General features: G+C 62.5%; 11 protein-coding genes. 4 read left to right on the top strand and 7 right to left on the bottom strand.

Translation table 11 applies throughout. From position 1 onward, the window contains the following. Positions 1–580: 580 nt before the first annotated feature. From AC1DE1_RS04420 to AC1DE1_RS04405, 4 genes are all read right to left on the bottom strand, one after another. The gene (locus AC1DE1_RS04420) at positions 581–1,627 is read right to left on the bottom strand and encodes a DUF2955 domain-containing protein (RefSeq protein ID WP_477177512.1); all 1,047 of its coding nucleotides are present in this window, start codon (positions 1,625–1,627) and stop codon (positions 581–583) included. Continuing rightward, entirely contained in the window at positions 1,624–2,793 is a 1,170-nt protein-coding gene (locus AC1DE1_RS04415; protein WP_477177513.1) for an HlyD family secretion protein, read from the bottom strand. The genes AC1DE1_RS04420 and AC1DE1_RS04415 overlap by 4 nt, the downstream gene beginning before the upstream one ends. Positions 2,794–2,813: 20 nt before the next feature. Beyond that, positions 2,814–4,346: an efflux transporter outer membrane subunit gene (locus tag AC1DE1_RS04410; protein ID WP_477177514.1), complete on the bottom strand. Its 1,533-nt coding sequence runs from the start codon at positions 4,344–4,346 to the stop codon at positions 2,814–2,816. Positions 4,347–4,438: 92 nt separating this feature from the next. Further along, positions 4,439–5,281, bottom strand: a complete 843-nt coding sequence (locus AC1DE1_RS04405) for a hypothetical protein (RefSeq protein ID WP_477177515.1) — start codon at positions 5,279–5,281, stop codon at positions 4,439–4,441. Between the two features lie 427 nt (positions 5,282–5,708). Here AC1DE1_RS04405 and AC1DE1_RS04400 point away from each other — a divergent pair, with 427 nt between their 5' ends. Both AC1DE1_RS04400 and AC1DE1_RS04395 read left to right on the top strand, forming a co-directional pair. Further along, entirely contained in the window at positions 5,709–6,167 is a 459-nt protein-coding gene (locus AC1DE1_RS04400) for a hypothetical protein (RefSeq protein ID WP_441604601.1), read from the top strand. A gap of 116 nt (positions 6,168–6,283) precedes the next feature. Next, entirely contained in the window at positions 6,284–6,640 is a 357-nt protein-coding gene (locus AC1DE1_RS04395) for a hypothetical protein (protein ID WP_441604602.1), read from the top strand. A gap of 90 nt (positions 6,641–6,730) precedes the next feature. On the opposite strand, the gene AC1DE1_RS04390 is transcribed toward AC1DE1_RS04395, so the two are convergent. Both AC1DE1_RS04390 and AC1DE1_RS04385 read right to left on the bottom strand, forming a co-directional pair. Continuing rightward, the gene (locus tag AC1DE1_RS04390) at positions 6,731–7,249 is read right to left on the bottom strand and encodes a cytochrome P460 family protein (RefSeq protein WP_477177516.1); all 519 of its coding nucleotides are present in this window, start codon (positions 7,247–7,249) and stop codon (positions 6,731–6,733) included. Between the two features lie 74 nt (positions 7,250–7,323). Next, positions 7,324–8,229 carry a LysR family transcriptional regulator gene (locus AC1DE1_RS04385; protein WP_477177517.1) on the bottom strand — a complete coding sequence of 302 codons (906 nt, stop codon included), beginning with the start codon at positions 8,227–8,229 and terminating at the stop codon, positions 7,324–7,326. 128 nt (positions 8,230–8,357) lie between these two features. On the opposite strand from AC1DE1_RS04385, the gene AC1DE1_RS04380 reads away from it, so the two are divergent. After that, on the top strand, positions 8,358–9,140 hold the full coding sequence (locus AC1DE1_RS04380) for an SDR family oxidoreductase (protein WP_477177518.1): 783 nt from the start codon (positions 8,358–8,360) through the stop codon (positions 9,138–9,140). A gap of 122 nt (positions 9,141–9,262) precedes the next feature. On the opposite strand, the gene AC1DE1_RS04375 is transcribed toward AC1DE1_RS04380, so the two are convergent. Next, the gene (locus AC1DE1_RS04375; protein WP_477177519.1) at positions 9,263–11,740 is read right to left on the bottom strand and encodes a TonB-dependent receptor; all 2,478 of its coding nucleotides are present in this window, start codon (positions 11,738–11,740) and stop codon (positions 9,263–9,265) included. A 321-nt stretch (positions 11,741–12,061) separates the two neighbouring features. Here AC1DE1_RS04375 and AC1DE1_RS04370 point away from each other — a divergent pair, with 321 nt between their 5' ends. Continuing rightward, a complete protein-coding gene (locus AC1DE1_RS04370; RefSeq protein ID WP_477177520.1) occupies positions 12,062–12,859 on the top strand; it encodes a TOBE domain-containing protein in 798 nt (265 codons plus the stop codon). Positions 12,860–12,925 lie beyond the last annotated feature (66 nt).

Below are 12,925 nucleotides of genomic sequence, written 5' to 3'. Positions count from 1 at the left end.
CTACAAGGGAGCGGCTGCGTCCTTTCATTCGCAACCCAACACCGTAGGGCCACCCCTGTGGGAGCGCACCCTGTGCGCGACAGCCACGCCTGGGTGTATCGCTTCGTCGGCTTGTCGCGCACAGGGTGCGCTCCCACAAATGGCCGAACCGCAACGTTGATCCACCATTCGTCCGCCTGCGCCCCCTTTGTAGGAGCGCACTTGTGCGCGACCGCAGCGCTGTGGCGTACCGCTCCGTTGGTTTGTCGCGCACAAGTGCGCTCCTACAAGGGAGCGGCCCGGGTCATTTCATCCGCCATGCAGCGGCGTGCGAAAAACTCCTGTGGGAGCGCACCCTGTGCGCGACTGCCACGCCTGGGTGTATCGCCTCGTAGGCTTGTCGCACACAGGGTGCGCTCCCACAGGTTGGCACTACGCGCGTCGGTTCTCAGCCTTGGCGCTTGGCCATGTCCTCATGCAACGAGCGAACGCAGCCTTGCGCCGAACACATAATCACGCGATCCCAACACGCGGCTCACCGCGCGAAGATTATCCACGCCCGGCTCGTAGACCTGCGCAGGCTCATACCGCCCCATACCCTTCAATGAGTGGCGGAAGGGTGTTTCGCGAGCGGCCGACTCATCGCGCGATGCCAGGCCAGGGTCATCATGCCCACCGCAAAAGCACCGGCGAGGGCGAACTGGATGACGCGAGTCAGCCACAGCCAAAGCGTGCCTGTGTCAGAGGAAATCGACGTACTGAGGATGATCAACATCGCATTGCACGCCAGCACGGCCACGGCGGCGGCCGGCCCGCCGGCGCAAACGCGCTGTCCAAAGCCGATCAGCACCACCAGCAACAATCCGGCGAGGAAGGGCAGGCTGGGCGAGGTCAGCAAGAGCGTATGCATCAGCAAGCCGAGCAGACCGCCGGCAAAGTTGCCGATGATCATGCCCATCGCGTGGGCGCGGCCACGCTGCAGGTCGAAATTGGCCACCAGCATCACGGTGGCAATCATCACCGGCAAGACATCGGTCAGGCCAAAGAGCAGATAGACCAGCATCAAGGGCATCACGATGGCAACGCCGGCCACGGCCATAGCCACGGGCGCCTCCCGGCCCGGTGCGGCGTTGGCCGGCGGCTTGGGCGCCGCCGTGAGCGGCCACGCGGCGTATACCAGCCAGATCGCCAGCAGCGCGACCGCCATGCTGCGAATGAAGGCCAGTGGCAGGATGCCCGCCTGGGCCGGCGCCACCATCACGACCACGGGGATGGTCGCCAGGCTGATCAACAACAGCAGCGGCGGCAGCGGCGGCGCGCCTCGGAGTATGCGAAGAAAGGCCAGGAACACGCCCAGGCCGATCAAGCCAAACAGCACCACCGGCGTGTCGCGAAACAGCGAGGCGATGGCAAACGCGAACAGCGACGTCACCGACATCACCGCCATCAGGCCTATCGCCATTTTCAGCGGCGGTCGCATCGGGAGGTTCGACAGCAGCACCGCGGCAAGCACCGGCCCCAGAAAGCTTGGCGCCCATTGCAGCATCTCGCTGAGCACGAACGCCGCCGTGACACCCACCGCAAAGCGCAAGGTGGCATGCAAGGTCACATCGCCTTGCGTGGGAGCCTCGGTGCGCGAGGCGCTCATCGCACGTAACTGAGCATGGCGATCATCCAGATCCACACCCGCGCCAATGGATTCATCAGCGAGTTTTCGCGCGTGAGGACCACCACGTTGGCCTGCGCACCACTGCGGCCGGGCGGCAGCTGTTGGTCCGGGCTGCGAGGTGGATCGAGCATGATGCGCACCGGAAAACGCTGCGGCTCGCGCAGCCATCCGCTGGGTGCATTGACCGTGGGCAGCTGGCCGTTCGGCGCTTCATCGCCCTGTGCAATGCCCCAGCCCACGCTGTCGACGTGCGCGGGGAAGACCTTGCCCGGCTGGTCGTCGAACACCACCAGGGCGCGGTTGCCCGTGGCGATATGGCCGAGCTGGTTCTCGCGCATGGCCGCACTGATCCAGCGCGGACCGTCGGCGACGAAACTCATTACGGGCTGGCCGCGGCTGGCGAACTGGCCAGGCGAGAGGCGCAGATTGGTGACCACGCCATCGCTCGGAGCGACCACGGTCGTGTGGCGCAGATCGAGTTCGGCCTGGTCGAGGGCGGCGCGCGCCTGACGTACCTGCGCATTGCTGGCACCGGTCTCGCCCATGCGTATGCGTGCGCGTTCGGTTTGCGCCTCGCCCTGGCCGATATCGGCAATGTTCTTGGCGATATCGGAGCGGGCGCGGATGGCCGACGTTTCCGAGAGCGCGCGCTTGGCCGACAGATCCAGCACGATCTTGCCTAATTGCTGGGACGCGGCCAGATCCACGCGCTGCCGGTTCAGTTGCGCTTCGGCCACCTGGACGTCGGCCACCGACGCGTCCGCGGCCTGCGTCGCCAGCACCAGGTTGGCCTGGGCTGCCCGCAGCGCGATCTGAAACGGCCGCTGATCGATGCGGAACAACACGTCCCCTTGCTTCACCCGGCGGTTGTCGGACACCTCGACCGTCACCACCGGTCCGGTGACCTCCGGTGCGATCTGCACCAGGAACGTGTCGATCGCTGCCTGCGATGTGTACGGCGTAAAGCGATCAGCGATCATGTGATAGATGAAGATCACCAGCAACACCAAGAGCGTCACCAGCACGATGCGGCGTTCGCGCGACGCGCCGGCCGCGGGGGCGGCGGGTGATGCTGCGGGAGGCGGCGACTCGTTCGCTGGGCTCTCGGCGCATTCTTGACGATCGTTGGATGGCTCGGTGGACATGTGCGCTCTCGTCACGTGACTCACGGTAGGGGTGGTCGCGCGCCCGGTTGGCGCGACGTGCTGGTGGCACGGTCTGGGCTGGTCGCCTGATGCGCTACCGGCAGCGGCGCCACCTGGGCGATCCAGTCGCCACCCAGCGCACGGTACAAATCCACCAGCGAGCGATAGCCGTCGCCGCGCGCCGAACTCAACGACAGTTGCGCGGAGAACAGACTGCGTTCGGTATCGAGCACTTCGAGATAGTCGGTATAGCCGTTGTCGTAGCGCTCTCGCGTGAGCTCGACTGCACGCGTCAGCGCCGCCACCTGCCGTTCCAGCGAGGCGACCAGGACGCGCTTGGCCTGGATGGCCGCGAGCGCATCGTCGACATCGCGAAAGGCGCTCTGGATGGTCTTCTGATAGGCCTCCAGCGCCTGGTCGCGGCGCGCTTCGGCCTGACGGTTGGCGGCATCGATGGCGCCACCTGAAAAAATGGGGCCGAGCAGTTGGCCCGCATACGACCATGTGCGGGAACGTCCGGAGAACAGCCCATTGAGTTCCGGGCTTGCACCGCCGCCGGCAGCAGTCAGCGAGAGGGTGGGGAAGTACAGCGCGCGTGCTGCACCTATCAGGGCATTGGCCGCCACCAGCTGTTGCTCTGCCTGCAGGATATCGGGACGTCGCGTGATCAGCTCCGAAGGCAAGCCGGCAGGTACGCGCGGCACGCTCAATTGCTGCAGGGTGTGTCCGCGCTTGATTGGTCCCGGGTTGCGACCGATCAGCACCGACAAGGCATGCTCCTGCTGCGCAATGGCCTGCTGCAGCACCGGGATCGCGGACGCGGCGGTTTCATACTCCGCCGTGACCTGCATCATCTCGAACTCCGATACCGCGCCGCCATCCAGGCGCAGCTGAAACACTTCGACAGTGCGCCTGCGGCCATCCAGCGTGGCTTGGGAAATCTCCAGCTGGCGATCCAGATCGAGCAGCGTGATGTAACCGGAGACGATGCTGGACACCAGGGTCAGGGCGACGCCCAGTCGCGCTTCCTCAGTCGCGAACAGGTTGGCTCGCGCCGCTTCGTTCTCACGACGAATACGCCCCCAAAGGTCGAGCTCCCAGCTCGCCGACAGCAGGGCGGAATAGCTGGTGATTTCGGGATTGGCGCCCGCCGGCAGCGGCGTCGTGCTCTGGCTCACGCGTTGGCGGCTGGCATTGGCGCCATAGCCGATTTGCGGCAGACCTTGCGCCCGAGAGCTGATCACCAGCGCGGCGAATTCATCGACGCGAGCCGTCGCAATACGCAGATCGTGGTTGGCCGCCAATCCTTCATCCACCAACGCATCGAGCTCAGTGTCGCCAAAACTGCGCCACCAGGCGGGTACATCAGCCAGGGTCGCCGTGGGTATGGCGTAGCCTTTGGCGGCATCGGCAAAGCGATAGCCCTGCGGCGCATGGACCGTCGGCCGTGCATAGTCGGGGCCGAGTGTGCAGCCCGAACCCACGCATGCCATCGCGACGACGATCATCGCGATGGCTAAGGGGAGCTGGTCGATTCGCGGCTTGCGACTCACGCTTCCCCCTCTCGCGTTGGCTCAAGACCACGGGTGGCCAGGTCGCACGTTCGCCCGGGCGATCGGAAACGAACATGCTGTGGGATCTGCCACTAGAAGCGGACCTTGAGCAGCAGCTGGAATCCATTGAACTTGAAGCTCGTGTGCCCCTTGAAGCTGCTCTTGTCGATGTCGGCGTTGATCTTGTTATAGGCGTACTGGGTCACGACGCCGAAGTTGGGCCATGGATAGAACTCCACGCCCAGGCGCGCGTTGTAAAGCTTGGCGTCGATGTCGCCGATATTGGCCTTGAAGGCGCCGGCATCGGCGACAAAGCGGGCCCAATCTTCCAACTGGTAACGATAGGACACGCCAACGGACGGATCAGGCAAGTCGGTGGATGCGCTGGCCGAGACCGTGCGCGTCGCCGAGGCGCTGCCGCTTGCACCGGCCGCGTTGACCGTGCCCTTCAGACGCAGGTCGAAACTGTAATTCTGCAAGCCGCCGGCGAGAGCAAAGGCGCCCTTGTCGCCGATCCAGATCCAATACCGGTACGTCAACCCGCCCGCATCCAGCGTGAACTTGGAACTCAGGGTGCTACCGACCGCAATGGTCTGGTTGTTGAACACCAGCGTCCGGTTGACCGTGCGCGAATGGTCGTTGTCGTCATGGAAGTAGGTCAATTCAAATTCATGGCGCTCCCAGGGGCGCCAGCTTGCCGAGATGAAAGGCAGGCTTTTGGTTCCCCCCTGGCCAAGGTCGCGCGAAAAATCCAGCGACGTACCGGAGCGCTTGATATCGCCGTCGACACGCATGGTCGCCGACAAGTCATTGGAAAAAATGCCGGCATCGATGGCGACATAATCGAGCATCGGGTGGTCGTCGGCGACGGCGGGACCTAGCGCATCGGCAAGCATGCAGCACAACAGCGCAAAGGCGATGAGTGGATACTTCATATATCCCCCTTCGTTGAATCACTACCCGTGGACCATGCGCTGATGCGCACAGCCGGTCGTGGTCAGATGATTCACGCGACACCCCGATCGCATGGAAGATCCCTACCAAATCATGAGACGCGTGACGTAGCATCCTCGTGAATTTGCGCGCTATCGATCGCGCTCCCATCAAAAATGCGCATGGGTAATCTGAGCTATCCCGTCTTGATGACGCGACGCTCAGTAGATCTACCTAAAATCACTACGTATATCTTTTTCGCGTTCTCCAACATGCATCGATTAGGCATGCGCATCCACTCGCTTCGGGCGAATCAGCTAACCACCGCATCGACAAACTCTGCGCTATCTTGGGGTAACGGCGCGGGAGGTTGTCGTATCCGCAGATGGGCTGCCATGCGCCTTGAACTGACACCGTTGGGGAATAGCCATGACGAGCGAAGCGCTCCTGCCGGTCACAGGTGAAGCACCGTCGAACAGGCAGCGTCTGTTCGTGCGCTACTACACCGGGATCCTGATGGACCTGGTGGTGCTCAACCTTTTTGCCGAGTACTGGAAGAATGTCTACGTCGATACCTTCACGACGTCCTTGCTTTGCGCGATCGTGTTGCAGGTGCTGCTGAAACTGACGGTAGCCCTCGAACATAAAGTCGGCGGCTACTTCAAGAAGAAGCCCGGTGGGTGGATGAAGTTCCTCCGGTTCTTCTGTGCGTGGCTGATCCTGTTCGGATCGAAGTTCGTGATACTGGAGGCGATCGTCCAGCTCTTTGGCGAGGACGTGCGGTTCTACGGTGCATTCCACGGCATCGTCGCGCTTATCGTTGTGGTCGTGGTGATGCTGGTCGCCGAGGAGCTGATCGTGCGCCTGTATCGCAAGCTGGCCGACTGAGCGCGCAAGCTGGCGGATATCGGCCACGCTGGCTGCATTGCTCTCAATCCCGCCCTTGGGCCAAGCCGGAGCGGCGCTGTGGTGGTTCCTTCGGCCGACGCTAACGAGTGGCATTCATGCGTACGACTTCTGACTCTCTCATCGCCGGGCTGTTTGATCGAGGCGGCTTGAGAGCCATCTTCGACCATGCCAGAAATGCGGTGGTCGCCACGCTTATCGTGGCAGCGGGACTCGGCACGGCCCGCACCCAGGACCTGACCGACTTGATTGGTGTCCCGTATCCGCTGATCGCTGGCTATGTCGTTGCGGGGCTCGGTTGTGCGCTCGTTGCGCTCAACTTTCTCGACGGACTGCGCAAGCTGGCTCGCTTGCGCTGGCATGTGGTGCTGCAGATCGCCCTGGGTCTGGGTTACCTGTTCGCTTCGATTCGCATCGTGCAGTTCCTGATCTTCATGCGCACCCACGTCTGCTAGGCGGCCAGCGGCTGACGACTGCAAGCAGGTTGGCATAGCGTGCTGCCACTGAGTTCGAGCCCTGATGACCGCAGGCTTCCACCTGAATGCTCAGGGCGAATAGCGCGTAAACACAAAGTCACGTTTCTCGACCGGCACATGGCACGCATAGCAGGCGTGCGCATCCATGTGGGCCGGTTTCCCATCGTTGAACTGCACGAATCCCCAGCCGCCCGATGACGCATAGGCTTTGGAATCCTTGATCATGAACTGAACATTCGTCGGCTGGCCCGCGACGAAAGACTGGGCACGGCCGAACGCCTTGTTGTTCTCTTCCGACGGAACGTATTGCCAGGCGATTCGCGCAATGATGGCGCCGTCGGGGAAGGGCAGCTTGCCCGATCGATAGGCCTCGATCGCGATATCGTTGCCAAGGATGGCCCGTATATCGTTGAGACTCCCTTCCTCGTGGGCCACGGAGACCAGCTTCCAATCCCGGTAGCCCGCCGGCATGGCGTCGGCGATGGCGGCCGCATTCTTGGTGGCATCCTCCGCATGCACGGGCTGGATGGTCCCGGCGAGGCTCAGGGAAAGAGCGAGAAATAAGACAGGTGCGTCGATCTTGTTCATGGAGCCTCCACCGTGCATGCCGACGACTGATTCGCCATCATCGGCGGCTGGTCTGCAACAAGCAAGCCGCGCTGCTAAGCGTCCTGATACCGCGCATAGACCTCGGTAATCCAGCTGACAAAGACCCGGACCTTGGCATTCAATTGCCGACTCGGGGCGTAAACGATATAGACGTCCAAAGGATCGGGGCGCCATGGCTCCAGCATGGGAACAAGCTCCCCACGCGCGATCGAGGGTCGCACCATGAAATCAAGCGTGTGGATCAGGCCAAGGCCAGCAAGTGCCGTGGCCAGATGCGCATTGCTTTCGTTGACGGTCACGCTGGTGACCGGCTCGATCTGGAACGCACCGTCCTGGTCTTGGAAGTGCAGTGGCTGGACCAGGCCACTTCGTGCGGAGAAATAACCAGCGACGGGATAGCTGCCGGTGAGGATCTGGCGAGGATGGCCAGGCACGCCGTAGCGTTCGATATAGGCGGGGCTGGCGCAGGTGGTCCAACGGAGTTTGGCAATGCGACGGGCGATCAGCGAGCCGTCATTGGCCGTGCTTCGAATGGCGCAGTCGACATTTTCGCCGATGACATCCACCACGCGATCCGTCACGCCGATATCGAGATGGATGTCGGGATAGCGCTCGCGAAATTCCGGCAGGGCGGGTATCAGGATGCCGCTTGCGGTTGAACCTCCGGTGTCGACCCTCAGGCGGCCGCGCGGATTGGCATGGGTCCGGCCGAGCGTCGACTCGACATCGTCCAGTTCGGCCAGCAACTGGCGCATGCGTTCGTAATAAGCCGTGCCTTCGTTGGTGACCTGCACCCGACGCGTGTTGCGCTCAAGCAGGGCCACGCCAAGGTGGGTCTCCAGCGAGCGCACCCATTTGCTCACGGTGGCGTTGGGCATCTGCAGCGATTGGGCGGCTCGATTGAAGCCGCCGGTTTCGACCACGCGACTAAAGACTCGGATGGCTTGCAAATGATCCATGGGAGGCTCCAGAACTTCGCTCGATTATCCACGCGGGTGGATAAACAAACCACCGAAGCGGCATTTATTCACCAGATTGGACACCCATTAACTGAGCTCACCGGGCGAGTTGACCCACAGGAGAGCACATGAACACCGTAAATCTCAGCAAAATCAATGTCGAACGTCATGAGGGGAAGATCGCCCTGGTGACTGGCGGGAGTTCTGGCATCGGTCTGGCCACGGCCAGGCGTCTGGCCCTGGAGGGCGCCAAGGTCTACATCACCGGCCGTCGCCAGACCGAGCTGGACGCGGCGGTCGCCGAGATCGGTCATCACACGACGGCGATCCAGGGAGACGTGTCGGACAACGCCGATCTCGACCGGATCTATGAGGTCATCCAGACCGCCGAGGGGCGCCTGGATCTGCTCTTCGCCAATGCCGGCGGCGGTGAGTTTGCTCCACTGGGCGCGATCACCGAAGCGCAGTTCCACAAGTACTTCAACATCAACGTCAAGGGAACGCTCTTCACTGTCCAGAAGGCACTGCCGTTGATGGGGCAGGGCTCTTCGATCGTGGTGACAGGGTCGATCACTGCGGTCAAAGGGGCTCCCGCCTTTGGCGTGTACGCGGCAACCAAGGCCGCCTTGCGTTCGTTCGTCCGCACATGGGCATCGGACCTCAAGGGTCGGGGCATCCGCGTCAATATCGTCGCCCCCGGCACCGTGGTGACGCCGGCGTACAAGTCGGAACTTGGCCTCAACGACGAGCAGATCGAGCAATTCGTCGCCCAGGTATCCGAGAGCACGCCGCTGGGCCGCGCGGGAACTACCGAGGAAATCGCCAGCGCGATGTCGTTCCTTGCATCCGATGAAGCCAGCTACATCACAGCGACCGAGCTGTTCGTGGACGGCGGTCAGGCGCAGGTCTGACGGGATCTGCGGCGGGCAATCGGAAATCGTCTTGCTCTTTTCGCCGATGCCATCGTGATCGATCGCTGCGCGGGCCGAGTCAACGGTCCGCGCAGCGTTAAAGCTGCCCGGGCGAAAAAAACCTAGAAGTTCGCACGCACCGTCACGCCCACCATCCTCGGATCACTGGGCTGTCCCAGGATCAGGCCGGAATTGCCCGTCTGGATGGTGAGTGCCGTGATGTAATTGCTGTCGAACACGTTGCGCGCGAACACGTCTGCTTCCCAATGGTCGTTGAAGCGGTAGCCCACGCTCGCATTGGTGACGTTGTAGCCGGCAATCCTCGTATAGATGGAATTGCTGGTATCGCTGTTGTAGCCGCTGCGCGCACTCGAGTCGACATGGAAGAGGAAGGCGCCGCTGCGAAACGGCAATTCATAGTCGAAACCCAGCGAACCCGCCCATTTGGACAAGCCCGCCAGCGGCAAGCCGGTGAGCACGTAAGCTCCCGGCACATTCGGGTTGCCTCGCGGATTGGACGTCTTGATGGCCAGCGAGGCCGGTGCCTTGAACGGCTGGCAGCCGCCCGCGGCGTTGGGGTTCTGCCATTCCAGCGGGCAGGGTCCCAGCGGATAGTCGGAGTATTTGCCATCGGCATAGGCAAGCGATGCATGCACCACGAAACCCTGGAAGACCTGCGCGGCGAAGTCCGCCTCCAGGCCTTTCACCGTGACTTCGGGAATATTGGCCGGGTACGTTCGCAGCGCCGCCGTCTCCACGCTGGAGGTGATGTTGGCTTGGTAGTTATCGACAGTCGTGTGATAAGCGGCAAGGTTCAGTGTCGCGCGGCCGTTCCACCACGCCGACTTCAGGCCTGCTTCCCACGTCTTGTTCGTTTCGTCCTTGATCACGGCCGTGGCGAGCGCCGGATTGTTCAAGGCATCCAGCGGCAGGCCGGACATGTTGAGCCCGCCGGATTTGTAACCGCGTGCATAGCTCAAGTAGCTCATCAGCGAGTCGGTGAACTGATAGGCCAGATTCGTACGCCCTGAAACGTTGCCGCCGCTGTCGGAGGCCGAGTAACTCTGCGGCCGGAACAGCGAGAGCTTGGCGTTGTCCTGGATGCTGCCCGGCGTGGTCGGCAGGCCGCCCGACACCGTGGTCGAATAGTCGCCATTCTTGTCTTCGTACGTATAGCGCAGGCCCAGCGTCGCGGTCAGCTTGTCAGTGATGCGGTAGTTGGCCTCGCCAAAGGCGGCATAGCTCTTCATTTCGAAATGCGAGTTGCCGTATTGGCCATAGCCGTCGGCAAGATTGTCCGGCATGCGCGGGAAATTCGTGGTGCTCACCAGCCAGTACGTGGCGGCCGGACCATACACGCTGATCGGCTTGCCATTGATTTCCTGCGTGTAGAAATACAGGCCGCCGACGTAGCTCAAAGGCCCCTCGCCGTTGGAGGCAACGCGAAACTCCTGGCTGTACTGATCCTGCCGCGACGGTATGCGCTGCACTGTCTGGATCGGCAGGCCGATGTAGTCGCGATCATTGGCGACATCCCATTTCCAGTAGCGCCAGGCCGTGATCGAGGTCAGCGTGACGGCGCCAAGATTCCAATCGGCATTCAGCGACACGCCGCCATCCTGCGTATTGATGTGCAATGGCGCGTCGATATCGGTGAGCCGATCGTAGACGTTGCGGCTAGGCGGCACATACACCGGAAAGCCATGCGCGGGCAGGTTGAGGGCGAGTCCTTCGAATTGCCGCGCCGCGCTCTTCAGGCTGGTGCCGACGCGCAGATAGTTTTGCGTGCAGCAGTCCGAATCGAGATTGGACACATCGGCAATCAGGCGCACGTTGAGATCGTCGTTGGGCTTGAACAGCAACTGGCCGCGCAGGGCGTAGTTGTCCAGTGAGTTCTCATCCTTGCCGGTGTTGACGTTGTGCAAGACGCCATCGCGCTCGGTGAATTGCGCGGCGAAACGACCGGCGACCGTATCGCTGAGCGGGCCGGAGACATTCGCCTTGGCCTGCAGGAAGCCGTTCTCGCCGACCGAAAGCTCACCGCTGCCCTCCGGCACGAACGTAGGTTCACGGCTGGTGATGTTGATCGCGCCGGCCGTGGTGTTCTTGCCGTACAGCGTGCCTTGCGGGCCGCGCAGCACTTCGATGCGTTCGATATCGGTGAAGTCGAACGCGGCCGTCGCCGGGCGGCCGTGATAGACGCCATCCACATAGAAACCCACGCCCGGCTCGATGCCATCGTTGGCCGCACTGACTGACAAGGTGTTCGAGCCCAGCCCGCGTATCGTGTAAGCGGTGTTGCGTGGGTTGGCGGAGTTGTAATAGAGCGAGGGTACGAGCAGGCTCAGTTGCTGGGTGTTGACCGTGTACGAGCGGTCGAGCCATTCACCGCTCACGACGGATACGGCAACCGGAACTTTTTGCAGCTCCTCTTCACGCTGGCGGGCGGTGACGGTGATCTTGTCGAGCGTAGCGGCGTCGTTCTTGTCGGCGGGCGGCGGTGGTGTTGGTGCCGGCGCCGGCGCGTCATCGGGCTGGGCGAAGGCGGCCATCGTGGTCGAACACGCCAGCATGGCGGCAAACAGAGGTGCACGACGCATGGGTGGTGAGTCCTTTTGGTCGACACAGCGGTGGACTGGCGCACGTGAGGGCGGGGTAGCCTTGCCCTACCGTTATGTAGGCAACTATATAGCGAAGATCAGGCTTGCATCAGCTTCTTGCGACAAATTTTTGCGTCTGCTGCGCAATTATTTGTCTAGGCAGCTATCGAGGGCGTCGAGGTCGGGGCCTGAGCAGGCGCGACGGTGCGTGGGGCGTGGCCGGTCGATGCCTGCATCCACGGGATGTACGCTAGGACGGTCGCACCCCGGCACCCTCGGCGCGGGGACGCACGTGTCGGGCGTGAAGAAGGAGCAAGCCCCATGCTAGCCATCAAAGGGACACTCGGCCTGGAAGCCGATGGCCGCAACTTCGGCGGGCGCGAACGCATCGCGTTGCTGATGAAGATCGACGAATCAGGCTCCATCGCAGCCGCTGCCCGCGAAGTGGGCATGAGCTACAAGGGCGCGTGGGAGGCTGTTGACGCCATGAACAACCTGGCGGGCGAGCCGCTGGTGCTTCGGGCCGCCGGTGGACGCAGCGGCGGAGGCACCGTGCTGACGGCGCGCGCGCGGCGGCTCATCGACGTCTTTCAGCGCATGGAAGCCGTCCATCAGCAATTCCTCAAGCATTTGTCCCAGATTGCGGACAACCCGCTTTCCGATATCGACCTGGTGAGGCGCTTTACGATGAAGACGAGTGCACGAAATCAATTGGCCGGTACGGTGGCAGCCGTGGAGTCCGGCGTCGTCAACGACGTGATCCAGCTGGACATCCAGGGTGGACAGCAGCTGGTTGCCACCGTGACCCATGAGAGCACCCAGAACCTCGGTCTTGCAGCAGGCAAGAGTGCCTTTGTACTGATCAAGGCATCCTCCGTCATCATCGGCCTGCCGGATAAATCGACGCGCTTGTCCGCACGCAATCAGTTGCAGGGAAAAGTCGCTTCGATCAAGCGCGGCGCCGTGAACGCCGAAATCGGCATCGAGCTGGATGGCGGCAACGCCCTCGTTTCCATCATCACCATTGCGAGCCTCGATTCGCTTGCCCTGCGCGAGGGGACGCCCGTCGTCGCGATCATCAAGGCATCGAGCCTGATTGTTGGCACCTTCGATAGCTAAGCATCGAGCGCCAAGAAGGATTTCTCGCGGCTGCTGAAAGCGACTGTCACCTTGCGTGACGGTCTT

This window comes from Dyella sp. 05T440 (assembly GCF_056395965.1).
The sequence above is the reverse complement of the archived record's forward strand: the minus strand, read 5'-3'. Positions and strand labels throughout refer to the sequence as shown.